We start from the raw sequence: 24,142 nt of genomic DNA, 5'->3' as shown, positions 1-24,142 counted from the left end.
GTTCAGGCGCCTTGTTCGTCGGCCAGGCGGGACTCGGCACCACGCGCGCCGTCGTCGAGCGCGGCGCGGTCGAACATCGCGCCCATCGCCACCACGATCTTTCGCGGGCCCTCGAAGGGGTCGCGTGCATGGGCGGCGAGCATGTTGTCGAGCATCACGACGTCGCCCTGGCGCCAGTCGAAGCGCACGGCACAGGCCTCGTAGGCCTCGCCGACGATGGCCATGGTGTCGTCGGCGATGGGCGAGCCGTCGCCGTAGGTCACGTGGCGCGGCAGGCGCTCGACGCCGCCCATGGCCAGCAGGTCTTCGCGCACCTGTGCCTCGAGGCAGGCGACGTGGTGCAGCTGCACCTGGTTGAAGAACACGCGCTCGCCGGTGAGCGGGTGGCGGATCACGGCGGGGCAGCGGGTGCGCGTCTGCAGCGTGTCGCCGTCGAACCAGCGCCATTCGATGCCGGCGGCGGCCAGGCGGGCCTCGACGTCTTCGCGGCGATCGGTCTTGTAGAAATCTTGCCAGCTCACGTCCAGGCCGGGCGTGAAGGTGCGCACGTACTGCAGCCCCTTGCGCTCGAAACCGGCCACCACCTCGGCGGGCAGGCGGCGCAGCATCTCGCGGCAGTCGACGATGGGCGTGGCGCCGCCCACGGGCGACGGCAGCTCGCAGAAGAACCACTGCTTGCGTGGCCAGCGGTCCAGGTGCGCGCTCTCGTTGTGGAACAGGATCATCTGGCGCTCGGGGTATGGCGTGGACCGGTAGGTCTTCTTGCCACCCTCCTTCTTGGGCAGGTCGCCGTAGCTGCCGTACAGCTCGGGCTCGATGGCTTCGGCGAAGGCCTCGAAATCCTGCGGGGTCTTCAGGCCGAAGTCGCGGAACAGGATGCCGCCGTGCTTGGCCACCAGCATCTCGATGTAGTCGGCCTGCCCCTTGGCCCAGGCCACGGTGTCGAGCTCGGGGCTGGTGGCCTGCAGCACGATGGGAAATTCGGCCCCGGGCTTGAGGAACGAGGTCTGCACGGCGGGCCGCGCGGCGGCGCGCACGGGCGCGCGGCCGGTGCCCAGGGCGTCGAGCTTTCCGAGTTTGCCGAGCTTGTTGTCGAGTTTCGAGGCCGGACGGACGTTGGGAGCGTGAGTCATGGCGATGGATTCCTCCGAGGGCATGGGGGCCAGCGCGTCGATCGGCTGGCCAGGTGTGACGACGATCCGCTCCAGCAGCGCATGCCACGAAGCGGTGAAGGTTTCGACGGTCTCCCGCCGGTAGAGGTCGGTGGCGAACACCCACTCGGCGGTGAGCGCGCCGTCGTGTTCGCTGGCGAACACCGCCAGGTCGAACTTGGATTCGTTCATCTGCTGGGGCAGCACCTGGACCTCGGCGCCTTCGATGGCGAACCGGATCTCGGGTGTGTTCTGGAGCACGAAGAGCACCTGCACCAGCGGGTTGCGGTCGCGCGCGCGCGGCACGCCCGACAGCTCGACGATGCGGTCGAAGGGCACGTCCTGGTGGTCCATCGCGGCCAGGGTGTCGGCCTTGGTGGCGGCCAGCCAGTGCGCGAAGTCGGTCTTTCCCTTCGCGCGGCGCGAGCGCAGCGGCACCACGTTGACGAAGAAGCCGAGCAGCCCTTCGAGGTCCGGGTGGCCGCGGCCTGCGACGTCGGTGCCGATGACGATGTCCTCGGCGCCCGAGGCCTGGTGGAAGAACAGGAAGAACGAGGACAGCAGCAGCGTGAACAGCGAGGTGTCCGACGCCCGTGCGAGCGCGGCCAGCGATTGCGACAGCGCCGGCGACAGCGTGAGCCGCACCGAATCGCCGGCATGCGTGGGCACAGCCGGGCGCTGGTGGTCAGGCTTGATACCCGAGGCCTGCGGTGCACCCGCCAGCCGTTCGCGCCAGAACGCGGCCTTCGGCGCGAAGCCGTCCGAGGCCAGCGCGCGCGCATACCAGGCAGCGTAGTCGGCGTACTGCACGGGCGGCGGTGCCAGTTCGAGCGGCTGACCGCGCCGCGCGCGCTCATAGAACGCGGCCAGCTCGCGTGCGAACACGGCAATCGACCATCCGTCGAACACGATGTGGTGCACCACGAGCACCAGCACATGCTCGAGCGCGGCCATGCGTACGACGGTGGCCTTGATCAGTGGACCTTCGGCCAGCGCGAGCGGTGCGCGCACCAGTTCGTCGAACAGGGGGCCGTAGCGCGCGCCGTCGTCGAGTGCGATGACGGGAATGTCGAGCGGCGCGCCGGAGCGCACGACGGCCATGGGTTCGCCCTCGTCGTCCTCGGTGAATACGGTGCGCAGCACCTCGTGGCGCGCGACGATCGCGTCGATGGCGGCGCGCAGCGCGCCGATGTCGAGCTCGCCGTGCAGCGCGAGGCCGGCCGACATGTTGTAGGCCGCGCGGCCGCTGCGGTTGGCAGCGTCGGTGAGGCGGTCGACCAGCCAGAGGCGGCGCTGCATCGGCGACAGCGGCAGCGCGCCGCCGCGCGCGACGGGCGTGATCTCCATCGCGTTGCGCGGTGGCGCGGCGGCGGTCGAGGCGACACCGAGCCGCGCGGCCAGGCCGGCGATGGTCGGCGCCTTGAAGAACTCGCTGGGGTGCAGCTCTGTCGCGTAGCGCTTGCGCACACGCGACAGCAGCTGGATGGCAACGAGCGAATCGCCGCCGAGTTCGAACAGGTTGTCGTCCACGCCGATGGGCGCGATGCCCAGGCGCTCGGTCCACAGCGCGGCAAGCGCGGTCTCGACCTCGCCCTGCGGTGCGACGAACGGGGTCTGCAGCACGGGCCTTGGGTGGGCCGCGCCTGCGGCGGCGGCCGGTGCCTCGTCGCCGAGCAGGTCGAGCATGCCGTTGTCGAGCGGGCCCAGGCGCGTGGCCAGGTCGGTGGTCGAGATCACGGTCTGCGCCCGCGCCGGGCCGTTGACGATGCGCTCGAAGACGCGCGCGCCTTCGGGGCCGTCCATGCCGATGTCGTCGGGCACGTCCATGTGCGCGGCCATGCCCAGGCCGCGCCAGGCGTCCCAGTTGACCGAGAACACCGGGAACGCGCCGAGCCGTTCGTGCGCGACGGCCACGGCGTCGAGGTAGGCATTGGCGGCGGCGTAGTCGCTCATGCCCAGGCCACCGGCCACGCTGGAGATGGACGAGCACAGCAACGCGAAGTCCAGCGGCTGGCCGCGCAGCGCGTCGAACAGCACGCGCGTACCGCGCACCTTGGTTGCGAACACGGTGTCGACCTGCGCGCGCGTGCGTCCGGCCATCATGCCGCCGCCCGCATCGCCGGCCGCGTGCACGACGCCGTGCAGCGCACCGAAGCGGGCATTGGCCTGCGCGATAGCGGCGCGCACCGCGTCGACATCGGACACGTTGGCCGACACGGTGAGCACCTGTGCGCCGAGCGTCTCGAGTTCGAGCAGTTGCTGCAGCCGCGCCTTCAGAGCGGCGGGCGTGCCGTTGGCCGCCACCAGCGCCGGCCATTCCGCGCGCGCCGGCAGCGCCGTGCGGCCCAGCAGCACCAGCCGCGCCTGCCAGTGCACGGCCAGGTGCTTCGCCAGTGCAAGGCCAACACCGCCCAGGCCGCCGGTGACAAGGTAGACGCCCTCGCGGCGCAGACGCGGTTGCGCGGCGGCGGTCAGTGTCGCGGGTTCGTAGGTCTTGATCCAACGGTGCGCGCCACGGCAGGCCACCAGCGGCTCGCCGGGCTCGGCCTGCAGCGCCGCGGCCTCGGCCACGATCTGCGCGACCAGCCGGCCTTCGGCATCGCTTTCGGGCGCGGGCAGCACGACGTCGATCACGCGGCAATGCACGCGCGGGTATTCCTGGCCGATCACCTTGCCGATGCCGCGCAGCGTGGCCTTCTCGGGGCACAGCGGCTCGGTGCCGGTGACGTCTTCGAGCTGGTTGGCGACGACGGCCAGCGGCAGCGTGCGGTCGCCCGCGTCGAGCGACTGCACGAGCGCGAGCAGGCTGAAGAAGCTGCGTTCGAGCAGCTCGGCCTGCGGCTGCTGCGCGGGCAGCGCTTCGTCGAGGCTCCAGAGGTGGTAGATGCCGGCGATGGCGCCGAAGTCGGCCGCGATCTCGGACTGCAGGCGCGCGTGGTCGTCGCGTGCGCCGGGGCGCAGCGTCCAGTGGCCGTGGCCCGTGCGCGCGAAGGCGCTGCCGCGCTCGGCCAGCACCACGGTGCGGCCCTGCGCGCGCAGCTGGCGCACGAGGTGGCCCGTGAGGCTGCGGCTGTCTCCGAGCACGAGCAGACAGCCTTCGGCATCGCTTGAAGGCGCGAGCGCCAACGGCTCCGTGCGCTGCCACGAGGGCAAGTAGAACGCGCCGGCATTGATGCGTTGCACCGCCTTTGCGGCGCCGGGCGCTTCGACCCAGTAGCGGCGACGCTGGAACGGATACGCCGGCAGCGGCACGCGCCGACGCGCGGCGCCCGCGCGGCAGGCGGCCCAGTCGATGTCCACGCCTGCGACCCAGAGCTGGGCCAGCGTCTGCGCGATCTGTTGCGCATTGCGCGCCTGCTGCTGCGGGTGCGCCTGGCTGGCGAGCACGCCGGCGGCGGTGTCGGCCAGCGGATGCTGGCGCGCCAGGCCCGCCAGCGTTTCGCCGGGACCGACTTCGAGCAGCACACGACCCGGCACCTGCAGCAAGGTGCCCACGCCGTCGGCGTACTGCACGGTGCCGCGCAGGTGGCGCGCCCAGTAGGCGGGGCTCATGGCCTCTTCGGGCGTGATGAGCTGGCCCGTGACGTTCGAGACGAAGGGGATCGTCGGCGGCCGGCGCGGCACCGAGGCGATGAGCGCTTCGAGCGGCGCGAGCAGCGGCTCGGTCATTGCCGAGTGCGAGGCGATCGACACATGCAGCCGGCGCGGCAGGTGGCCCGCCGCGCGCAGCCGCGCCTCGGCGGCCTCGACCGCCTCGCGCGGGCCCGAGATCACGCACAGCTGTTCGGCATTGGCGGCAGCGAGGTCGCAGCCCGGCGCCAGGAAGGGCGCGAGCGCGGCTTGCGACAGCGGCACGGCGGTCATCGCGCCGGGCGGCATCGACTGCAGCAGGCGACCGCGCAGGGCCGCGACGCGCAGCGCGTCTTCGAGGCGGAACACGCCCGCCAGGCAGGCGGCGACGTACTCGCCCAGGCTGTGGCCCATCATCACCGCGGGCCGCGCGCCGCGGCGCATCCACCACTGCGCCATCGCGTACGCGACGACGAAGAGCGCGGGTTGCGCGAGTGCGATGTCGAACAGCCGCGCGTCGGCCTCGGCTTCGCCGCCGGGCGCGGGGAACAGCACGGTGCGCAGGTCAAAGCCCAGTTCGGGCTCCAGCAGCGCGCAGCAGCGGTCGATGTCGTCCCGGAAGGCCGCGTCGTCCTCGTAGAGCGCGCGGCCCATCTGGGCGTGCTGCGTGCCGCCGCCGGGGAAGAGGAAGACCACCTCGGGTGCCTGCGCGGGCGCGGCGCGCACGGCCAGACCCTCGCCCGCCGAGAGCAGCTGCACGGCCCCTTCGGCATGGTCGGCCACCACGGCACTGCGGTGCTCGAAGACGCGGCGGCCCGCCTGCAGGGTGTGGGCAATGTCGGCGAGCGGCAACGCGGGGTGCGCGCGCAGGTGATCGGCCAGCTGCTGCGCGGCCTGCCGTGTCGCGGACGCGCTGCGGGTCGACAGTGGCAGCACCTGCCAGCCGGCCGCTTCTGTGGCCGTGACCACGGGCGGCGCCTCTTCCAGCACGACGTGCACATTGGTGCCGCCGATGCCGAAAGAGCTGACGCCCGCGCGGCGCGGCGTGTCGCCCTCGGGCCACGGGAGCGCCTCGGTGTTCACGCGGAACGGGCTGTTCGCGAAATCGATCTGCGGGTTCGGCTGCTCGAAGTGCAGGCTCGGCGGCAGCGTGCGGTGGCGCAGCGCCAGCGTCGCCTTGATGAGCCCCGCCACGCCGGCTGCCGCGTCGAGGTGGCCGATGTTGGTCTTGACCGAGCCGATGGCGCAGTAGCCGCAGCGCCCGCCATCGCCGCCATCCGCACGGAAGGCCTGCGTGAGCGCGGCCAGCTCGATCGGGTCGCCCAGCGTGGTGCCGGTGCCGTGCGCCTCGACATAGCCGACCGTGTGCGCGGGCACGTCGGCCATCAGCTGCGCCGCGCGGATCGCGCCGGCCTGGCCCTGCACGCTCGGTGCGGTGAAGCCGATCTTGTCGGCGCCGTCGTTGTTGGCGGCCGTGCCCTTGATGACGGCGTGGATGGTGTCGCCGTCGCGCAGCGCGTCGGCCAGCCGGCGCAGCACGACGATGCCCGCGCCGCTGCCGATCACCGTGCCCGCGGCCCGGGCGTCGAAGGCGCGGCAGTGGCCGTCGGGCGAAAGGATCGCGCCGTTCTGGTAGCGGTAGCCGCCCTCTTGCAGCAGGTTGAGCCACACGCCGCCGGCCAGCGCCATGTCGCAGTCGTGGCTCAGCAGGCCCTGGCAGGCCAGGTGCACGGCCACCAGCGAGGTCGAGCATTCGGTCTGCACGCTCAGGGCCGGGCCGCGCAGGTCGAGCTTGTAGGCCACGCGTGTGCACAGCGAGCCGGCGGAGTTGCCGCTCATGAGGCCCAGCATGTCGGCGATGCCGGTGCCCGCGTCGATGCCGACGGCGGGCAGCAGGTGCTTCATGAGGTAGAGGTTGGGGCCGTCACCCGCGTAGACGCCGACCGGCGCCCCGCCCTTCTGGCCGGTCGGCCAGCCCGCGTGGTCCATCGCCTCCCAGGCGCACTCGAGAAAGATGCGCTGCTGCGGATCGAGGTGCTCGGCTTCGCGCGGCGAGTAGCCGAAGAAGCCGGCGTCGAAGCGGTCGAGGCCGTCGAACAGCACGCCGGCCTTCACGTAGTCGGGATCGGCCAGTGCGCGCTCGGGCACGCCGCGCGCGCGCAGTTCGTCGTCGCTGAAGACGGTGACCGACTCGACGCCGTCGCGGATGTTGCGCCAGAAGGCGTCCACGTCGGGCGCTCCGGGAAAGCGGCCGGCCATGCCGACGATGGCGATCTCGAGGCCCGTGGTGTCGGGAGAAGAAGGCGGAGTGTCGTCTTGCGCGTGCATCAGAGGGTTCTTTCCGTGGGTCGGCGGCGTTGCAGCAGGGCGGCGCGTTGCTGCTGCGCGCGCTGTTTCGCCTGCGCGGCGTCGTCGGTGGCGGCAGCGGCGGGGCCGCGCCCCTTCTGCTCGATGTGACGGGCGAGCGCGCCGACGGTCGGGTACTTGAAGAGGTCGACCACCGCCAGGCCCGGCTGCAGGCGGTCTTCCACCAGCCGGTGCATGCGGATCACGAGCAGCGAGTTGCCGCCGAGATCGAAAAAGTTGTCGTGCAGCCCGACCTGTGCGACCTTGAGCAGCTCGGCCCAGATCGCGGCCAGCGTCTGCGCGACGTCGCCGTGGGGGGCTTCGTAGCCTGGGGTGCCGGCTACCGCCGGTACGGGCAGCGCGCGGCGGTCGACCTTGCCGTTGGCGCCGAGCGGGAAGCTGTCGAGCACCATCAACGCCGAGGGCACCATGTAGTCGGGCAACGCCTGAGCCATCTGCGTCTTGAGCGTGGTCGCGTCGAGCGATGCGCCCGCCGCCGGTGCGACGTAGGCCACGAGCGACGGGCCGGCTGCGCCCTCGTGCAGGCACACCAGCGCCTCGCGCACGCCGGGCTGTTCGCGCAAGCGCGCCTCGACCTCGCCGAGCTCGATGCGGAAGCCCCGCACCTTCACCTGGTGGTCGAGCCGCTCCAGGTATTCGAGCTGGCCATCGGCGCGCCAGCGCACGAGGTCGCCGGTGCGGTACAGGCGACCGCCCGCCTCGTCGAAGGGGTCGGCGACGAAGCGCTCGGCCGTCAACGCCGCGCGCCCGAGGTAGCCGCGCGCGAGGCCGTCGCCGCCGAGGTACAGCTCGCCGGGCACGCCCTGCGGCACGGGCTGCAGGTCGGCGTCGAGCACATGGGCGGTGCGGCGGCCGACCGGGCGGCCGATGGGGGCGTAGCCCTGCACGATGGCCTCGGCGTCGGCGGACCACAGGGTCGGCGTGATCACGGCTTCGGTCGGGCCGTAGGCGTTCACGACGCATGCCGGGTGCAGCACGCGGCGGACCAGCGCGAGGTCTTCGCCGGTCCAGGCCTCGCCGCCGAAGAGCGCGAGGCGCACGGCGTGCTGGAACGGCGGCTGGTCCTGCAGCAGCTGGCGCGCATAGGCCGCGGCAGGTCGACCACGCTGACGCGGTGTCGCTGCAGCAGGGCATCGAGTTCGCTGGCGAGTGAGCACCACTGCGGCTGCAGCACCAGTGCGGCGCCGGAGGTCAGCGGCAGCAGGCACTGCTCGATGGCGGCGTCGACGTGCGGCAGCGCGAACTGCAGCGAACGATCACTCGCCGTGAAGCCGCAGGTGTCGGCCATGGCCTGGAGGTGCATCGACAGCGCGCCGTGCGCCACCGCCACGCCCTTGGGGCGACCGGTGGTGCCCGAGGTGTGGATCACGTAGGCCAGGTGGTGGTCGTGCAGCGCGACTCGCGGCGCCTCGTTCGGTTCGTCGTCGAGCGATGCGTCATCGACCGTGATGCGCGTGACGGGTCCGTCCACCGAGCTGTGGCTGCCGGTCAGCAACAGCGCGGCGCCGCTGTCGGCCAGCAACTGCGACAGCCGTTGCGGCGGGTGCGACGGGTCCATCGGCAGGTAGGTGCCGCCGGCTTTCAGCACGGCGAGCAGGCTGACAACGCGATCGATCGGGGCATCGACGGCCACGGCGACTGGCGTGTCGGGCCGCACGCCGTGGCGCAGCAGGCGGTGCGCGAGGCTGTTGGCGCGGCGGTCGAGGGCGGCGTAAGACAGTTCTGTGTCGCCTGCGATCAACGCGATGGCATCGGGTGCGCGGCGGACGTGCGCTTCGAACAGGCGATGCGCGGGTGTCGCGGCGGATGCGGGCGATGGGCCCGTGCCCCAGGTGTGCAGTTGCGCCCGCTCTTCGGCAGCGAGCCACGGCGCATCGCCGATGGCGCGGGCCGGGTCGGCCGTCAGCGCGTCGAGCAACGCACGGTAGTGCACGGCCATGCGCGCGACGGTCTCCTCGTCGAACAGCTCGGCCGCCGCGGTGAAGACCGCGCGCACCTGGCCGTCGGCGCGCTCGCGGATGTCGAGCGCGAGTTCGCATTGCGCGGCGCTGTCGTCCATGCGGTACTCGTCGACCGCCAGGCCCGGCAGGCCGCGCAGCACGGCCGTGTCTTCGCGCAGCAGGTTGAACATCACCTGGAACAGCGGGTTGTGGCTGAGGCTGCGCTGCGGCTGCAGGGCGTCCACGAGCTGCTCGAACGGCAGGTCCTGATGGGCCTGCGCGCCGAGCGCGGCCTCGCGGGTCTGGGCCAGCAGTTGCGCGAACGGGGTGCGGCCGTTCAGCGTGGCGCGCAGCACCTGCGTGTTGACGAAGAAGCCGATGAGGCCCGTGGTCTCGGGGCGGTGGCGGTTGGCGACCGGTACGCCCACGCGCACGTCGGGCTGGCCCGTGTAGCGATGCAGCAGCGCCTGGAAGCCCGCGAGCAGCACCATGAACAGGGTGGCGCCATGCGCCTGCGCGGTGGCGTGCAGGCGGGCGACGAGGGCCGCGTCAAGGTCGAAGGCATGCGAGGCCGCGCGGTAGTTGGCGACCGCGTGGCGGGGACGGTCCGTGGGCAGGGCCAGCACGGGATGGTCGCTGCCGAGCTGGGTGCGCCAGTAGGCCAACTGGCGTTCAGCCTCGCCGGCGGCGAGCCAGTCGCGCTGCCACGCGGCGTAGTCGGCGTACTGGATCAGTGGCGTGGCGAGCGACGGCGTTTCGCCCTTCGCGTTTGCGGCATAGGCGGTACCGAACTCGTCGAGCAGCACCTGCAGCGAGGCACCGTCGGACACGATGTGGTGCGTGACGATCGCGAGGATGTGGTGCGCGTCGCCGAGCTGGAGCCACGCGGCGCGCAGCACGGGGCCGGCCACGAGGTCGAAGGGCTCGACCTGCAGCGCGCGCGCCTGCGCGGCGGCGGCGCCTTCGCGGTCGCTGTCCGGCAGCGCGCGCAGATCGATGTGGGCGAGCGCCAGCGGCGCCGCCGGCAGCACCTGCTGGCCGACCGTGCCGTCGGCTGCCGTGCGGAACACGGTGCGCAGGCTCTCGTGGCGCGCGAGCAGGCCTTCGAGCGCCGCCTTCATTGCGTCGGCATCCAGCACGCCCGACAGGCGCAGCGCACGCCCACGTGGTAGGCGCTGTTCTGCGGATCGAGCTGCCACAGGAACCACTGGCGCGCCTGCGCATGCGACAGCGCGAGCAGCCCCGTGCGACGCTCGGCCGGCAGGGCCGGGATCGGCTGGTGCGCGCGGCGCTGGCCGAGCGCGAGCACGCGCCGCAGTTCGCGCGCGAGGTCGCCCAGGCGCGGCTGCTCGAACAGCACGCGCAGCGGAAAGTCGATGTCCCAGCGCTCGCCGATGCGCGCGGCCACCTGCGTGGCTGCGAGCGAGTTGCCGCCGTGGGTGAAGAAGTGCGCGTCGCGCGCCAGCGGCCGTTCGACGGGGCGGCGCAGCACCTCGTGCCAGATCGTGGCGAGGGCCTGCTCGACGTCGTCGAGCGCGGTTTCGGTTGTGTCGACTGCGGGGGCGCTGCCACCCAGCACGAACGCACCGTGGGCGTAGATCGCATAGGCGTCCGCCGTGCGATCGATCCAGCCCTGGCGGCAGGCGCCGCGTTGCAGCTTGCCGCTCGTGGTCTTGGGCATGCCGCCGGGGTTGAGCAGCATCACGACCGACAACGGCTCGCCGCATTGCTCGCTCACGGCCGCGCTCAGCGCCTCGACCAGCACCTCGGGCCGCACCAGCTTCTGGATGCTGCGCGACACCTCGGCCGCGAGGCCGATGCCCTCGCCTTCCGGCCCCTCGACCGCGAAGGCCGCGACGCGGCCCTTGCGCACGGCCTCGACCTCGCGCTCCACTTCGCGCTCGATGTCCTGTGGGTACAGGTTGTGGCCGCGCACGATGATCATGTCCTTGATGCGGCCGGCCACGTAGAGCTGGCCGTCGTGCACGAAGCCCAGGTCGCCGGTGCGCAGCCAGCGCGTGCCGTCGTGCTCGACGAAGGTCTGCTGCGACACCTCGGGCTTGTTCCAGTAGCCGCTGCCCAGGCTCGGGCCCGAGGCCCAGATTTCGCCGACGGCGCCGTCCGCGCAGGCAGTCAGCGTGGCGGTGTCGACGATGCGCACCGCATGGTGCGTGACGCTGCGGCCGCAGCCCACGAGCATGGCGCCGCCCTCGTCGCGCACCACGGCGCCTTGCGCCAGACGTGCCTTGTTGAAGGCGTGCGCGACCATGCCGGCGCCGCGGCGTCCGCCGGTGACGAACAGCGTCGATTCGGCCAGGCCGTAGCAGGGGTACACCGCCTCGGCCGGAAAGCCCGCGGGCGCGAAGCGTTGCTGGAACGACCGCAGCGTGTCGGCGCGCACCGGCTCGGCGCCGGAGAACGCGAGGCGCCAGGACGACAGGTCGAGCCTTTGCAACTGCGTGTCGGACACGCGGTCCAGGCACAGGCGGTAGGCGAAGTCGGGCCCACCACTGACCGTGGCGCGCAGCCGCGAGACGGCTTCGAGCCAGCGCACGGGGCGCTCGAGAAAGTAGCGCGGCGACATCAGCGCCACCACGGCGCCACGGTGCATCGGCTGCAGCAGGCCGCCGATGAGGCCCATGTCGTGGTTCAGCGGCAGCCAGGTGACGAAGGTGTCGCGCGTGCAGACCGAGAGGCCCTCCTCGATCGCGCGCATGTTCGCCATCAGGTTGGCGTGCGTGACCATGACGCCCTTGGGTGCCGAGGTGGAACCGGAGGTGTATTGCAGGAAGGCGATGTCGGTGGCGGCCGGCGTGTGCGGGCGCCATGCGTCGGCGCCGGTGGCGTCGATCTCGTCCACGGCGATGAGCGTGGCCTGCGCGAAGGCGTCGGCCACGCCTGCCATCGCATCGCGGATGGCGGCGTGGGTCAGCACGCAGCAGGCGCCCGCGTCGGCGGCGATGCCCTCGAGCTTGCCCAGGTGGCGCTTGCGCGTGGACTCGGGCGGGAACACCGGCACGGCGACGAGGCCCGCGTAGAGGCAGGCGAAGAAGCTGACAACGTAGTCGTCGCTGTTGTCCAGCATGATGAGTGCGCGGCCGCCGGGCGCGAAGGCCTGCTGCAGGTGCGCCGCGAGACCGCGCACGCGCGCGTCGAGGGCGCGGTAGCTGATGGGCGTGTCGAGTGCGGCGCCATCGCGGTCGGTGATGGCGATCAAGGCGATGTCGTCGGGGCGCTGCGCGGCGAGGCCACGCAGGTGGGTCACGAAGTCCACGGGATGCATCGGGTTCACAGGGGTTGTTCCTTGGTGTGCCAGGCCAGCGCGGCGGCATAGCCCGGCGGCGCGGACAGCGCCATCGCTTCAATGCCGGCCCACGCGGGCACGGCGCAGTCGACGGCGAGCGCGCCATGGGCATCGGGGTGGATGCCGACGCTTTGCAGGTGCTCGGCCATGCCGACGCCGGCGGCTTTCAACACAGCTTCCTTGCCGACCCAGCGTCGGTAGAAGGCGTGTGGCAGGTCGGCATCGCTGCGGATCTCGCGCTGTTCGCGCGCGGTGAAGGCCATGGCGAGCAGCGCATCGGCGTCGGCCATGAGGTCGCGCGCGCAGGCTTCGATGTCAACGCCGACGCAACGCACGCGCGCCGGATCGGCCAGCGCGATGAGCGCATGGTCGCCGGCGTGCGAGATGTTGAAGAGGGGCACGGCGTTGTCGCTGCCGGCTTCGACGAAGGGCTTGCCGTGTGCGTCGGCACGCAGCGGCACCTCCGCCGGACGGCAGGCGAGGCGCTGCGCGATCAGGCGGCGCACGGCGGCGCGGGTGTGGGCGAAGCGCACGCGGTCGGCGCGGCGGGCGAATCGGTTGGCGCGGGCACGTTCGTCGGGCGTGAGGTCGGCCCAGGCATCGCCATCGTTCGCCGCGAGGTCCAGGTCCAGGCGCTGCAACGCGATGCCCGGCGGCAAGGGGTCATGCCAGGGCACGAGCCGCATCGACGCCTCCCGCCGCCATCACCGCCGGCGCGAGGTGCCGCGCCAGCGCGGCCAGCACGGAGGTCTCGCGCTGGCGGATGAAGAAATGGCCGCCCTCAAACCAGTCGAGCGTGAAGCGCGCGTGCGCGGTCTCAGCGGCCCAGGCCTGCATGCGCCACGGGGCGATGTCGTCCTGGCGGCCGGCCAGCACATGCAGGGGCACGGGCAATGGCGCGGGGTCGGCGTGCACGAAGCTGCGGCACAGGCGGTAGTCGGCGCCGAGGGTGTCGAGCGTCATGCGCAGCAGCTCGGGGCTGTCGAAGAGTTCGTCGGGCGTGCCGCCCTGCTTGCGCAGGTCGGCGATGAGAGCCGCGTCGTCGGTGATGTCGAGAAAGCGGTCAGGGTCGCGCTGCGAAGGCGCTGCGCTGCCGGAGACGATCAGGGCGCCCGGCAGCGGGCGCCGCTGCCGCCGCTGCTGCTGCGCCATGCCCCAGGCCAGCAAGGCGCCCATGCTGTGGCCGAAGAGCGCGTAGCGACCGCGCAGCACGCCTTCATGCTCGGCGCACAGCTGCGCGACCATGCGGTCGAAGTCGTCGACGAAGCTTTCGCCCAGGCGCCCGCCGCGGCCCGGCAGCTCGACCGGCACGACCTCGATCCAGCGCGGCAGCGCACGCCGCCATCGCAGGTACATGGTGGCGCTGGCGCCCGCGCAGGGCAGGCACAGCAGGGGCAGCGAGGCCTGCATGTGCGTCAGGCGGAGGCGTTGTCAGGTTGCTGCTGAGTGGCCATCCAGTCGCGCAACGACTTCGGGCGCATGTCGGTCCACTGGGCTTCGACGTAGTCGAGCACGGTCTTCTTGTCGCCCTTGACGCCGTCGACGGCGGTCCAGCCGCCAGGCACGGCCTTCCAGTGCGGCCAGATGGAATATTGCGCTTCGTGGTTGACGAGCACGATGAAGGTCTCGTCCTCGCGGTCGAAACAGCTGATAGACATGGGCGGTCCTCTTGGTAAGTGCAATGACGGGCAGGGTTTGCCCTTGCGATACAAGACGCGCCGCGAGGCTGGGTGTTTAGTCCCGCATGCATCCAGACCGTGCACGGCTGCGCCGCGGCGAGGGCCGCTGCAGGAGCTGCGAAAAAAAGAGGGAGCGGGCTAGCGGGCCGCGTCTTCGGCGTCCGGCGACGGGACGTCGTGCGCAGGCGGCACCAGGCCGACGAGCAGCCAGAGGCGGCCTGCCTCGTCGTAGGCCTGGCGATGGGCAGGATCGGCGGCGAGCCAGTGCGCGAGCTCGGCGCTCGCGGCGGCGTCGAGGGCGCCTTCGCCGGCGTGCTGGCGGCGGACCCACGCCCAGGCGGTCTGCCAGGTGGGGTCGCTTTGCGTGTCGTTGGGGCTGCTGCTCATCGGCGGCCATCGTAGCGCCGATGCGGTGCGTCGGAAAACTCAGGCGGCCTGCACGAGGTAGCGGCAGCTTTCGAGGGCGGCGTCGGCGTCCTTGATCATGAAGTTCACGAGGGTGGCGGAGCAGCCCAGGCGCGTGGCGATCTCGCGCTGGGTCAGGCCACTGAGGCGGTTGAGTTCGAACGCGAGGCGGGTGCGCGCCGGCAGCGCTTCGAGCACGCGGTCGATGGCCACCAGCGCCTGCCGGCCGCCGAGCACGCGGTCGGGCGCGTCGTTGCTGCTGGGCGGGCTCACGAGTTCGACGTCGTCGCAGTAGGTGCGGTAGCTGGCCTCCACGGAATGGTGGCGGTGGTAGTCGACCGCCACGTTGCGCACCACCTGGCAGCAGTAACCGAGCGGCTTGCGGACATCGCGCACCGAAGCGCCGTCGGCGAGCTTCAGGTAGGCGTCCTGCAGCACTTCGTCTGCGAGGTCAGCGGTGCGGACGATCTTTTGCGCGACGCGCTGGAGCTGGGCACGGTTCGCGATGAAGACCTCCCCCAGCGTGGGCGCGGACGGGGAAAGCGACAGATCCATGGGTACTCCTGAAGTGTTCAAGGGCAAAGATGCAAATAAGAACTATTACCATTTGATGACGCAAGAAGGCCCTGTTTTTCCCGGTGGCGCCTTCTCGTCTCTCTCCCTGTCTAGACGTTCGAGCGGCCGAAACCGAGACACCTAAAATTCCGCCCCTTACATCGCACCCGTACCCATGAACATCGTCGTCAACGAAGAACTCAAAGCCTATATCGATCCCTTGACGCCGGAGGAGTACGAAGCCCTCGAACGCAGCATCCTCACCGAAGGCTGCCGCGACGCGCTGGTGCTGTGGGGCGACGTGCTGGTGGACGGCCACAACCGCTACGGCATCTGCCAGAAGCACGGCCTGCCCTTCCAGACCGTGCAGAACACGCGCTTCAAGACGCTGCAGGACGTGCACCTGTGGATGATCGACCAGCACCTGGGCCGCCGCAGCATCTCGGACTACCTGCGCGGCGTGCTGGCGCTGCGCAAGAAGGACATCGTGGACGAGCGCCGCGCCCGCAGCAGCGCCGCCACGCCGACCACCCCGACCACGGCGGACGACCCGCCCTTCGACGTCGACGACGCCCCCGCTTCGACCTCCACTCCCGCTTCCGACGAAGCCCTGCCGCCGCCCGTGCCGCTGAACAGCCGCGAGGCCATCGCCCGCGCCGCGCGCCTGAGCAGCAGCCAGGTCGTGATGATCGAGAAGATCCAGAAGCAGGCCGCGCCCGAGCTGGTGGCGGCCGTGAAGTCGGGCGTGATCTCGATCAACACGGCCGCGGCCGTCGCCTCGCTACCCGCTGAAGAGCAGGTGACAGCCGCCAACGCCGGCAAGGACGAGCTCAAGCAGGCCGCCAAGCGCGTGCGCGAGGCCAAGCGCAAGCCGCGCGAGGCCGCGCCCGAAACCGAAGAAGGCGCCGAACCGGCGGCGCTCGACGCCGTGCAGCAACTGCAACAGCGCGTGGCCGAGCTCACGGCCGAGAACGCGGACCTGCGCCGGCAAGTGGCCGAGCTGCAGGCGCAACTGGCGCACTGACGCCCCGGCGGGCGCTCTTCTCCCCGCCCGCCCCTTTCACAGCCCCCTGAAACCTCGCGCGCCGCGCTGCGGCCCGCGAGGCTTTGTCGCGTCCGCGACCCACTGAAAACAGTTGTTCGTAATCTTGTGTTTTTATTTGCAACAAGTGTTATATTTTTGACGCCACCTCCAAACAAACACTTTAGTTCTCCCAGCCAGCGTTGCGATCGGCGTCTCCGTCCAACTTCTTACAGTGAGTGCTTAAGTTGCAAAAAGAACGGCGATGCCGCCTCCAATCGGTGTTTTCGATGCGGTTGAACGCAACACCCCACAGCGGCCGGCCGATGGGCACGGTGGTGCGGAGGCTGCATGACGGCCGTTAACACCGTTCCCAAAAGTCAACGCGCCCTGCTGAGCTACAGCGTCGAAGGGCTGCCGCACCGCGAAGAAGTGCTGCTCAAGTCGCTGATCCGGCTGCTCGACCACCGCACGCACCAGAACTGGTCGTGGAAGGCCGAACAGGCCGACCTGCGGGTCGTCGGCGACCAAGTCGCCCTCGCAGCCGCCTCGCCCCAACCGGCGGTGCCCACGCTGACCGTCGCCCATGCCGATCCGCAACGCGGCCCTTTCCTGGCCCTGCCGCTGCACACCGATGCGCTGGAAGTGGTGCTCAACCGCCTCGGCGCGATGGTCGTCCACGCCCGCGGCCTGGGGCTGGCTACGACCGAGGTGCCGATCGGCGAACACGAAGAATTCCGCATGCTGCGCTGGCCGCCCGCGGCCGTGCTCGAGGCGCCGATCCGCCTGCGGCTGGCCACGCTGATGTCCAACCGGCCGGCGTCGGTGCTGTCGCTGCAGCAGCGCTCGCCCGCCACGCGCCAGGAGTGCGCGGATTTCCTGGCCGACCTGCAGCGCGCCGGCCTACTCGAACGCGCCGCGCCCCCCGGCGCGCTGGTGGCGGCCTCGGCCCCCGACAGCGTCTTTCCCGACAGCCGCTTTCCGGCGCCGGCGCGCGACACCGTGCAGCCCGGCCTGCTCGCACGCATCAGGAACCGACTCGGCTTGCTGCCGTCAGGCCCTCAATGACCGTAGAACACAAGATCCTCTTCACCGGCACCATGGGCGCCGGCAAAACCACGGCCATCGCCGGCGTGAGCGAGATCCCGCCCGTGAGCACCGACGTGCGCAACAGCGACACCTCGGTGGCCAAGGCCACCACCACGGTCGGCCTGGACTACGGCGAACTCACGCTCGACAACGGCGAGAAGCTGCGCCTGTACGGCACGCCCGGCCAGATGCGCTTCGACTTCATGTGGCGCATCCTGGGGCGCGGCGCGCTCGGCGTGGTGATCCTGGTGGACAACAGCCGCCCCGATCCGCTGGCCGACCTGGACATCTACCTGGACGGCTTCGCCGAGCTCATCGCGCAGACCGCCTGCGTGGTGGCGGTGGGCCGCATGGAAACGCACCCGAGCCCCGGCATCGACGCCTACGCCCGGCGCATGGAGGCCAAGGGCGTCGTGTGCCCGGTGCTGCCGGCCAACGTCACCGATGCGCAGCAGGTCGTGCAGCTGCTGGAACTGCTCCTGCTCCAGCTCGAGGTCTGAACGCAGGACGCCCCTCTTTTTCTCCTTTTCCTTCCATTCAGGCAGCAATGAACATCACTCCAAGAATCAGGCTTGCAGCGGAATCGGCCATCGACACCCTGATGCGGGAAATCAAGGGCGTGAAGGCCGTGGTGATCTCGACCGAAGACGGCCTGGAGCTGGCCGCGCGCGTCGAGAACACCGCGCAGGTCGCGCGCCTGTCGGCCATCGCCAGTTCGCTGGCCGCGCTGGGCGCCGTGGCCAGCGAGGAAAGCCAGCTGGGCCACTGCGACAACGTGGCGATCGAGGCCACGCACGGCCACATCCTGATGCTGCAGGCACGGCATCCCGAGATGACGCTGATCGTGAGCGTGGTCACCAGCCGCGAAGCCATCATCGGCCAGGTCCTGTACTTCGCGAAACAGGCGACGCAGCTGCTGCAGCACGCCTGACGCCGGGCATCGGCGCACCACACCCATTCGACACCGGCAGCCACCCATCCCCTTCGCCCGGGTGGCCGCCGACTTTCAGGGGCGAGGACTAGGAAAGATTTCGATGGCAAATATCAAGCAATCCATGGACGACCTGATGACCTGCGACGGCGCCCTGTGCGCGGCGCTGGTCGATTCGAGCAGCGGCATGATCCTGGGCCAGATCGGCTCGGGCGTCGATCTCGAGGTGGCCGCCGCCGGCAACACCGAAGTGGTCCGCGCCAAGCTGCGCACCATGCGCGACCTCGGCCTGAACGACAGCATCGAAGACATGCTGATCACGCTCGGCAAGCAGTACCACATCATCCGCCCGATGCAGAAGAAGGAAGGCCTGTTCGTCTACCTGGTGCTGGACAAGACCAAGTCGAACCTGGCCATGGCGCGCCGCAAGACGCTCGACGTCGAACAAGGCATGACGGTCTGAGCGGCGTCGTTGCCAGGCTCCGTTCAGGGCCTGGCGACACCGTCACTCGCGCAACGTGCGCCGCTCCAGCTTCGGATCGGCCGCGATCTCTTCTTCAGTGAAGGGCGGCGTCACCAGCTGCTTGCGCGAAAAGAGCTCGAGTTGATCGTCGTGGTGCGGCGAGGCCGGGTCGCTCGACTGCCCGCCCGCCATCATCACGCGCGCCACCGGCTTGCCCTGTGCCCACGTGACCACATGCACGTACGAGGTGCCGGCGATGATGTCGCCGTAGCCGTCCTTCGTGAGCGGCGCGCCCTCCAGCGCATTGAGTACGCCCTGCCCGCCCGGGCCGCCATGCAGCGGCACGCGGCCGCGCGGCGTGGGCCGCGCCAGCATGTCACCCCATTTCTCATCGCCACGCAGCCCCAGCGCCGCCAGCGCATCGGCCGTGTCGCGCACCGCCGCGACGATGCCCGCCGTCACGCCTGCCGCCGACGACACCGGCCGCACGCGGAACGGGTGTGCCGGGTCGTAGGGCTGCGCATACAGGCCGGGCACGTTGTCGAGCCGGGGACCCAGCTCGGTGAACAGCAAGGCGCCGCGGCTGTCGACGTTGTGGCGCCGGTCCCACGCGGCCAGGATGCCGCAGGCGCGCTGCACCGTGGCATCGTCCTTGGCGCTGGAGCAGGCGGCCAGCACGGCATCGAGCGTGGTCTCGGCCAGGTGGTTGCGATTGCCGAACACCATGTCGGTGGCTTCGGCCACGTCGATGCGACCGTCGGCCAGGCTGTCTTCGATCTGCCGCTGCGACATCAGCGTGCGCGCACCGGGCGCCGCCTTCGGACTGCCGAGCAGCAATGAATAGCCATCGAGCTGGCGCCCCACCAGCGAGAGGCTGTAGCTGTCGTTGGCGTTCTGCACGATGCCACGCGTGGCGAGCGCCGGCAGGCAGCTGGCCGGTGCCAGGCGCGGCCGGCCGTCGGCATCGCGCACCGCACAGGCGCTGCGACGGCCGTCGAGTGCGCCCGGCACGGTGGCGTCGTCGGGCGGCGGCACGACGGCGCAGTCGCGCAGCGCGGCATCGCCGATGTCGAGCAGCGGTCCCGACTCGATGTACATCGCCTGCCCCTGGCTGTCGCCCGCGATCAGGTGCGCGGTGATGCCGCGGTTGCGCGCCACCGCCTGCTCGAAGGCGCCGATGTCGCGCGCTTTCGCCACGGCGAGGATCTGGTCTAGCGCGCGCGCATTCGCCGCATTGGGGTCGGTCACGGCATGCCAGCCGGCCGGGCGGCCGGCTTCCGCAGGCAAGCGGTACAGCGGTCCGAGCTGCGAGTACGGGAGGCTGTGGCTTTGCGTGCGCACGCTGCCGTCGGGCTGCTTCACGCGCAGCGCGACGGTCTTCATCGTCAGTTCGCGCGGTGCGCCATCGACCGTGTACGAAGGCTTCGCGCCGGGCTTCACGTCCAGCGCCACCAGCAGGGGATAGGTCACGGTCGAGGGCGCCTCGATGCTCCAGGCCAGGTGCCGCGTGAAGCCCGACAACGGCAGCGGCAGGCCCAAGAAGTCGGCGCCCATCACGTCGATCTCGCCGGGAATGGTGAGGTGCATCTGGTGCATCAGCAGCCAGTGGTCCTGCCACAGCGTGTGGGGGTTGGCCACCATGATCGAGGTGTTCGTTCCCGTGGCCTCGGCGCCGTAGGCCCAGGCGTTGCTGGCCATGCGCTGCGTCGGTGGGCGGTCGCCCTCGGCCTTCGCGACGGGCGGCGCGCCCAGCTGGTCCCAGGTCGATGCCGAGGCGTACGCTGCGACGCTCAAGGCCTTCCACAGCGAGCCCACCTGCATCGTGGCGCGCACCACATCGCTGGCTTCCATCTGCGGCAGCGCCAGGCCCTTGCAGGCGGCGGGGCGCGCCTCGGGCGGCAGGTCGCGCACCCAGCGGTTGAAGCCGGCGGCATAGCCTTGCGCGAGCTGGCGCGCATCGGTGGACAAGCCCTTCCAGGCGGTCTCGACCTCGTCGTCCGACAGCTGCACGCGGTAGAACAGATCGCTGTCCAGGTTGGGAATCTGCAGGAAGGCCACGGTGGCCAGCCCGTCCGGGCCGAAGCGTTCCGAGCGCTCGCCGCGCAGCGTGAGCACGCGGTCGGCCAGCAGGCAGAGGTGATCGCGCGCGACGGCGTAGCCATGGCCATAGCCCAGGCCCGCGTAGTTGCTGGCCTTGATGTGCGGCAGGCCGTATTGCGTCCAGCGCACCTCGGCGCTGTAGGTGTCGTTCGACGCGGGCGGTGTGGGTGGTGGCGTCACGACCGGCCCACCGAAGAAGCCGCCGCCGCCTCCGCTGTCGCCGCCGCAGCCGGCCACGACGCAGGCGAGCACGCAGAAGCCGGCGCGCAGCAACCCGCTGGCGCGCGGTGTCATGGCTTGGCCCCGCCCACCGGCTGGCTCTTGCGCGCAATCACCTGCATCTCCACCCAGGCCTTCGGCACGGCGATGCCGGCCAGCATGGCGGTGCCGGTCGGCTTGCAGGGCAGCACTTCCGACAGCGTCTGCACCACCGCACCCAGGTGCTCGGCGCCGGCCACGATCAGCGTGTAGTTGATCACCTGCTCCAACCGTCCGCCGCAAGCTGCGAGGTACTTCTCGATGTTGCGCACCATCAGCCGGGTCTGGTCTTCGGCACTGACGGCGAGCGTCTGCGTGTCGTAGTCCATGCCGATGGTGCCGGAGACGAAGATCCACTCGTCGTCGAACATCGCGCGGCTGTAGGGCGCATTGACAAAGGGCAAGGGGAAGTCGGCGGTCTGCATGCGGTGGTCTCTCTTTCGTTCTCTGTGTGTGGAAATGGAATCAGGCCCGCGTCATCTCGCGCACGATGGCGCGGGCGTGGATGTCGGTGGAATCGAACAGCGGTGCGGCGCACGCGATCCAGGGTTTCACGGCGCTCAGCTCGGTGCAGCCCAGCACGATGCCTTCGGCCCCACGCGCCACGAGCGCGTTGCACAGCGTCGAGACGACGGCCGCGTCGGCGGGGCTGGCCTCGCCGCGCGCCAGCGGCCCGAAGATGGCTGCGTCGAGCGTGCGGCGCTGCGCCGCATCGGGCAGCACCAGCTCGAAGCCCGCGCCCTCCCCCAGCATCTGGCCGAAGAACGGCGCGTCGAGTGCGAAGCTGGTGGCCAGCAGGCCGAGGCGGCGCATCGACGGAAACCGCGACGCGATCTCGTCGCCGGTTTCGCGCGCCACATGCACCAGGGGCACGCCCGCCGCGGCCTGCACCGCATCGGCGGCGAAGTGACCGGTGTTCGCGAGGATCGCGATGAGCTCCGCACCGGCCGCACGGGCCTGGCGCGCGGCGGTTTCCATCTGGGCGCGCGCATCGTCGCGGCGCCCTTCGGTCATGGCGGCGATGACGCCGGCGAAGTCCAGGCTCACGATCACGCAGCGGGCCGAATGCAGGCCGCCGAGTTCGCGCTGGATGTGCTCGTTCAACAAGCGGTAGTAGCTGAGCGTGGAAGGCCACGCGACGCCTCCGATCAGGCCCGCGGTTTTCATCATGGCGCGCACCCTGTCAGTCGAGCTTGAAGCCGAGCTTGCGGATCACCGGGCTGTAGCGCACCAGGTCGCTGTCGATGCGGCCCTTGAGTGCTGCTGCGCTGGTCTGCGCGGCCGGCTCGAAGCCGAACACCAGCAGCTTCTCGACCACATCGGGCTGGCGGATCGCCCAGTCGACGCCGTCGCTCACGCGCTTCGCGATCTCGGGCGGCAGGCCGGCCGGGCCGACCACGCCGAACCACACGGAGAAGTCGACGCCCCTGTAGCCCAGCTCGTCGAGCGTGGGCACGTCGGGCAGGCCCGAGAAGCGCTTGGCCGAGGTGACGGCCAGGATCTCCGCGCGCCCCGCCTTCACGAACTGCACATAGGGCGCCATGCCGTCGAAGGCGGCGTCGATGTCGCCTGCGATGGTGGCCTGCGCCACTTCGGCGCTGCCCTTGTAGGGCACGCGCGTGGTCTCGATGCCGGCGCTGCGGTTGAACTCTTCCAGCGCCATCTGCGACAGGATCGCGGCGGCGCCGATGTTGATCTTGCCGGGGGCGGCCTTGGCGCGCTTCACCAGCTCATGCACGTCGCCCACGCTGCCCGGCTGGGTGCGCGTGATGACGGCCGTCGGGGAGGTGATGGCCAGCGCCACCGGCGTGAAGTCCTTGCGCGGGTCGTACGGCAGCCGGTTGTACAGCGACGGGTTGAGCACGAAGGTCTGGTCGATGGACCACAGCAGCGTGTAGCCGTCGGGCTGGGCCTTCATGATCTCTTGCGCACCGATCAGCGTGTTGCCGCCCGGCTTGTTGTCGACCACCACCTGCTGGCCCAGCTGCACCTGCAGCTTGGCCGCGATGAGCCGCGCGGCCACGTCGGCACCGCCGCCCGCCACGAAGGGCACGACGAGGCGAATCGGCCGCGAAGGCCAGGCACTCTGCGCACCGGCAAGCGCCGGCAGGCACCCCGCGGCGAGGGCCGCCAGAAGCCCCAGAAACCGGCAGACACGTCGAGCATTCATCCATAAACTCCGTTCAAACCAAAGTGTTGCAACGCTAACGCCGCCTGTCAGGGTTTTCTATGCCGATCCCATCGCAGACTGTGCCGATCCAGCCTTCGCCGTTCACGGCCGCCGCGCTGCGCGAGGACGACTTCAACGCCGCGCTGATCCGCCTGCCCGCCGATCGACCGCTGGCGCTGCCGGCCCTGCACGACGGCGCCAGCCGCGAGGTGCGCTGGCCCGACGACGGGGGCCGCATCCTGCGGCTGCGCACCACGCCCTGGGAAGGCGCGAGCGCGCTGTATTTCGATTTCAGGTTGAACGACGACCTGCACGTGCAGCTGGCGCCCGGCAACGAGCTGCTGCTGACCTTCTTTCTTTCAGGTCACGTCACGGGCGAGATCGGCAGCGCGCAAGGCCGGCCGCTCGACTTCCGCGTCGACCGCGCGCTGCTGCGCACGCCGAACCGCGACGGCGGCTACCTGATCCACATTCCCGGTGCCTGCCGCAACAACTTCGTGCAGTTCCGCCTGCGGCGCGACCTGCTGCCGCGCTGGCTGCATGCGCTGGGCGTGCGGCTGCCCGCGCGGCAGATGAGCGAGCTGGTCGAGCGCGACGACGGCCGGGTGCTGTGCAACGCGGCGCTCACGCCGCGCGTGCGCGATTGCCTGGCGCGCATCGGCGACGAGCCCTCCGATCGCCCGGCCTTCGTGCCGCTTTTCCACGCGCGCGCGACCGAGCTGCTGACCTGCGTGCTGCTCGACCTGGCGCAGCTGCTGCGCCCCGCACGTTCGGAAGACACTCACGGCAGTGCGGCAGCGCAGACGGTGCGCAGGCTGCGCGCGCTGCTCGGCGAAGCGCCGGCGCAGGCGTGGACGGTCGATGCGCTCGCGCAGCGGCTCGACCTGCGCGCCACGCGGCTGCAGGCCCTTGTGAAGGAGGCCGAGGGCACGACGGTCTACGGCCTGCTCGTGGCCGAGCGGCTGGCGCTGGCCGCGCGGCTGTTGCGCGACACGCAGCTGAGCGTGCAGGCCATCGCGGCCGAGGCGGGGTGGGAGTGCCACGGCCGTTTCACCGCGGCATTTCGCAAGCAGCACGGCATGGCGCCGCGCGACTACCGCTTGCAGCAGGCGCCGCCGGCCAACAGCGGCGCCTGAGGG

At 70.9% G+C, this 24,142-nt stretch carries 19 protein-coding genes; 6 read left to right on the top strand and 13 right to left on the bottom strand.

Annotated elements, in window-relative coordinates; all coding sequences use genetic code 11:
• Positions 1-2: 2 nt before the first annotated feature.
• From ACAM52_RS04305 to ACAM52_RS04265, 9 genes are all read right to left on the bottom strand, one after another.
• Complete coding sequence (locus ACAM52_RS04305) at positions 3-7,049, bottom strand: SDR family oxidoreductase (RefSeq protein WP_369646221.1); 7,047 nt, start codon at positions 7,047-7,049, stop codon at positions 3-5.
• Entirely contained in the window at positions 7,049-8,128 is a 1,080-nt protein-coding gene (locus ACAM52_RS04300) for a phosphopantetheine-binding protein (RefSeq protein WP_369646220.1), read from the bottom strand. Before ACAM52_RS04300 ends, ACAM52_RS04305 begins: the two co-directional genes overlap by 1 nt.
• Positions 8,041-10,149 carry a condensation domain-containing protein gene (locus tag ACAM52_RS04295; protein WP_369646219.1) on the bottom strand — a complete coding sequence of 703 codons (2,109 nt, stop codon included), beginning with the start codon at positions 10,147-10,149 and terminating at the stop codon, positions 8,041-8,043. Before ACAM52_RS04295 ends, ACAM52_RS04300 begins: the two co-directional genes overlap by 88 nt.
• A complete protein-coding gene (locus ACAM52_RS04290; protein WP_369647693.1) occupies positions 10,146-12,311 on the bottom strand; it encodes an AMP-binding protein in 2,166 nt (721 codons plus the stop codon). Before ACAM52_RS04290 ends, ACAM52_RS04295 begins: the two co-directional genes overlap by 4 nt.
• Positions 12,312-12,316: 5 nt before the next feature.
• Complete coding sequence (locus ACAM52_RS04285) at positions 12,317-13,018, bottom strand: 4'-phosphopantetheinyl transferase superfamily protein (protein ID WP_369646218.1); 702 nt, start codon at positions 13,016-13,018, stop codon at positions 12,317-12,319.
• Positions 12,996-13,742, bottom strand: coding sequence for a thioesterase II family protein (locus tag ACAM52_RS04280; protein ID WP_369646217.1), 747 nt, complete (start codon positions 13,740-13,742; stop codon positions 12,996-12,998). Before ACAM52_RS04280 ends, ACAM52_RS04285 begins: the two co-directional genes overlap by 23 nt.
• A gap of 5 nt (positions 13,743-13,747) precedes the next feature.
• Positions 13,748-13,990 carry an MbtH family protein gene (locus tag ACAM52_RS04275; RefSeq protein WP_369646216.1) on the bottom strand — a complete coding sequence of 81 codons (243 nt, stop codon included), beginning with the start codon at positions 13,988-13,990 and terminating at the stop codon, positions 13,748-13,750.
• Positions 13,991-14,149: 159 nt separating this feature from the next.
• Complete coding sequence (locus ACAM52_RS04270) at positions 14,150-14,398, bottom strand: FecR/PupR family sigma factor regulator (protein ID WP_369646215.1); 249 nt, start codon at positions 14,396-14,398, stop codon at positions 14,150-14,152.
• 39 nt (positions 14,399-14,437) lie between these two features.
• Positions 14,438-14,971, bottom strand: coding sequence for a sigma-70 family RNA polymerase sigma factor (locus ACAM52_RS04265; RefSeq protein WP_139706689.1), 534 nt, complete (start codon positions 14,969-14,971; stop codon positions 14,438-14,440).
• Between the two features lie 175 nt (positions 14,972-15,146).
• On the opposite strand from ACAM52_RS04265, the gene ACAM52_RS04260 reads away from it, so the two are divergent.
• From ACAM52_RS04260 to ACAM52_RS04240, 5 genes are all read left to right on the top strand, one after another.
• On the top strand, positions 15,147-15,995 hold the full coding sequence (locus ACAM52_RS04260; RefSeq protein WP_369646214.1) for a plasmid replication/partition related protein: 849 nt from the start codon (positions 15,147-15,149) through the stop codon (positions 15,993-15,995).
• Positions 15,996-16,343: 348 nt separating this feature from the next.
• Positions 16,344-17,060 carry a hypothetical protein gene (locus tag ACAM52_RS04255; RefSeq protein WP_369646213.1) on the top strand — a complete coding sequence of 239 codons (717 nt, stop codon included), beginning with the start codon at positions 16,344-16,346 and terminating at the stop codon, positions 17,058-17,060.
• The gene (locus ACAM52_RS04250; protein WP_062469903.1) at positions 17,057-17,581 is read left to right on the top strand and encodes an ATP/GTP-binding protein; all 525 of its coding nucleotides are present in this window, start codon (positions 17,057-17,059) and stop codon (positions 17,579-17,581) included. Before ACAM52_RS04255 ends, ACAM52_RS04250 begins: the two co-directional genes overlap by 4 nt.
• A gap of 47 nt (positions 17,582-17,628) precedes the next feature.
• On the top strand, positions 17,629-18,012 hold the full coding sequence (locus ACAM52_RS04245) for a hypothetical protein (RefSeq protein WP_369646212.1): 384 nt from the start codon (positions 17,629-17,631) through the stop codon (positions 18,010-18,012).
• A gap of 103 nt (positions 18,013-18,115) precedes the next feature.
• Positions 18,116-18,475 (top strand): hypothetical protein, encoded by a 360-nt coding sequence (locus tag ACAM52_RS04240; protein WP_095746312.1) that lies wholly within the window; start codon positions 18,116-18,118, stop codon positions 18,473-18,475.
• Positions 18,476-18,517: 42 nt separating this feature from the next.
• Here the strand turns inward: ACAM52_RS04240 and ACAM52_RS04235 are convergent, their stop codons facing one another.
• The 4 genes from ACAM52_RS04235 to ACAM52_RS04220 are packed head-to-tail and all read right to left on the bottom strand — an operon-like array spanning position 18,518 to position 23,003.
• The gene (locus ACAM52_RS04235) at positions 18,518-20,869 is read right to left on the bottom strand and encodes a penicillin acylase family protein (protein WP_369646211.1); all 2,352 of its coding nucleotides are present in this window, start codon (positions 20,867-20,869) and stop codon (positions 18,518-18,520) included.
• On the bottom strand, positions 20,866-21,258 hold the full coding sequence (locus ACAM52_RS04230) for a Rid family hydrolase (protein WP_369646210.1): 393 nt from the start codon (positions 21,256-21,258) through the stop codon (positions 20,866-20,868). The genes ACAM52_RS04235 and ACAM52_RS04230 overlap by 4 nt, the downstream gene beginning before the upstream one ends.
• A gap of 40 nt (positions 21,259-21,298) precedes the next feature.
• Complete coding sequence (locus tag ACAM52_RS04225) at positions 21,299-22,003, bottom strand: aspartate/glutamate racemase family protein (RefSeq protein ID WP_369646209.1); 705 nt, start codon at positions 22,001-22,003, stop codon at positions 21,299-21,301.
• A 13-nt stretch (positions 22,004-22,016) separates the two neighbouring features.
• Positions 22,017-23,003 (bottom strand): Bug family tripartite tricarboxylate transporter substrate binding protein, encoded by a 987-nt coding sequence (locus ACAM52_RS04220; RefSeq protein ID WP_369646208.1) that lies wholly within the window; start codon positions 23,001-23,003, stop codon positions 22,017-22,019.
• A 59-nt stretch (positions 23,004-23,062) separates the two neighbouring features.
• Between ACAM52_RS04220 and ACAM52_RS04215 the strand changes: the two genes are divergently transcribed.
• Positions 23,063-24,139: a helix-turn-helix domain-containing protein gene (locus ACAM52_RS04215; RefSeq protein WP_369646207.1), complete on the top strand. Its 1,077-nt coding sequence runs from the start codon at positions 23,063-23,065 to the stop codon at positions 24,137-24,139.
• Positions 24,140-24,142: the final 3 nt, after the last annotated feature.

It is taken from the genome of Variovorax sp. V118, from assembly GCF_041154445.1.
GTDB lineage: Bacteria > Pseudomonadota > Gammaproteobacteria > Burkholderiales > Burkholderiaceae_C > Variovorax > Variovorax boronicumulans.
The sequence above is the reverse complement of the archived record's forward strand: the minus strand, read 5'-3'. Positions and strand labels throughout refer to the sequence as shown.

What these genes read in the sequence shown, in the direction of transcription:
- ACAM52_RS04305 (WP_369646221.1), bottom strand. Translation starts at nt 7,049, where the DNA reads ATGCACGCGCAAGACGACACTCCGCCTTCTTCTCCCGACACCACGGGC.
- ACAM52_RS04295 (WP_369646219.1), bottom strand. Translation starts at nt 10,149, where the DNA reads ATGAAGGCGGCGCTCGAAGGCCTGCTCGCGCGCCACGAGAGCCTGCGC.
- ACAM52_RS04290 (WP_369647693.1), bottom strand. Translation starts at nt 12,311, where the DNA reads ATGCATCCCGTGGACTTCGTGACCCACCTGCGTGGCCTCGCCGCGCAG.
- ACAM52_RS04285 (WP_369646218.1), bottom strand. Translation starts at nt 13,018, where the DNA reads ATGCGGCTCGTGCCCTGGCATGACCCCTTGCCGCCGGGCATCGCGTTG.
- ACAM52_RS04280 (WP_369646217.1), bottom strand. Translation starts at nt 13,742, where the DNA reads ATGCAGGCCTCGCTGCCCCTGCTGTGCCTGCCCTGCGCGGGCGCCAGC.
- ACAM52_RS04275 (WP_369646216.1), bottom strand. Translation starts at nt 13,990, where the DNA reads ATGTCTATCAGCTGTTTCGACCGCGAGGACGAGACCTTCATCGTGCTC.
- ACAM52_RS04270 (WP_369646215.1), bottom strand. Translation starts at nt 14,398, where the DNA reads ATGAGCAGCAGCCCCAACGACACGCAAAGCGACCCCACCTGGCAGACC.
- ACAM52_RS04265 (WP_139706689.1), bottom strand. Translation starts at nt 14,971, where the DNA reads ATGGATCTGTCGCTTTCCCCGTCCGCGCCCACGCTGGGGGAGGTCTTC.
- ACAM52_RS04260 (WP_369646214.1), top strand. Translation starts at nt 15,147, where the DNA reads ATGAACATCGTCGTCAACGAAGAACTCAAAGCCTATATCGATCCCTTG.
- ACAM52_RS04255 (WP_369646213.1), top strand. Translation starts at nt 16,344, where the DNA reads ATGACGGCCGTTAACACCGTTCCCAAAAGTCAACGCGCCCTGCTGAGC.
- ACAM52_RS04250 (WP_062469903.1), top strand. Translation starts at nt 17,057, where the DNA reads ATGACCGTAGAACACAAGATCCTCTTCACCGGCACCATGGGCGCCGGC.
- ACAM52_RS04245 (WP_369646212.1), top strand. Translation starts at nt 17,629, where the DNA reads ATGAACATCACTCCAAGAATCAGGCTTGCAGCGGAATCGGCCATCGAC.
- ACAM52_RS04240 (WP_095746312.1), top strand. Translation starts at nt 18,116, where the DNA reads ATGGCAAATATCAAGCAATCCATGGACGACCTGATGACCTGCGACGGC.
- ACAM52_RS04235 (WP_369646211.1), bottom strand. Translation starts at nt 20,869, where the DNA reads ATGACACCGCGCGCCAGCGGGTTGCTGCGCGCCGGCTTCTGCGTGCTC.
- ACAM52_RS04230 (WP_369646210.1), bottom strand. Translation starts at nt 21,258, where the DNA reads ATGCAGACCGCCGACTTCCCCTTGCCCTTTGTCAATGCGCCCTACAGC.
- ACAM52_RS04225 (WP_369646209.1), bottom strand. Translation starts at nt 22,003, where the DNA reads ATGATGAAAACCGCGGGCCTGATCGGAGGCGTCGCGTGGCCTTCCACG.
- ACAM52_RS04220 (WP_369646208.1), bottom strand. Translation starts at nt 23,003, where the DNA reads ATGAATGCTCGACGTGTCTGCCGGTTTCTGGGGCTTCTGGCGGCCCTC.
- ACAM52_RS04215 (WP_369646207.1), top strand. Translation starts at nt 23,063, where the DNA reads ATGCCGATCCCATCGCAGACTGTGCCGATCCAGCCTTCGCCGTTCACG.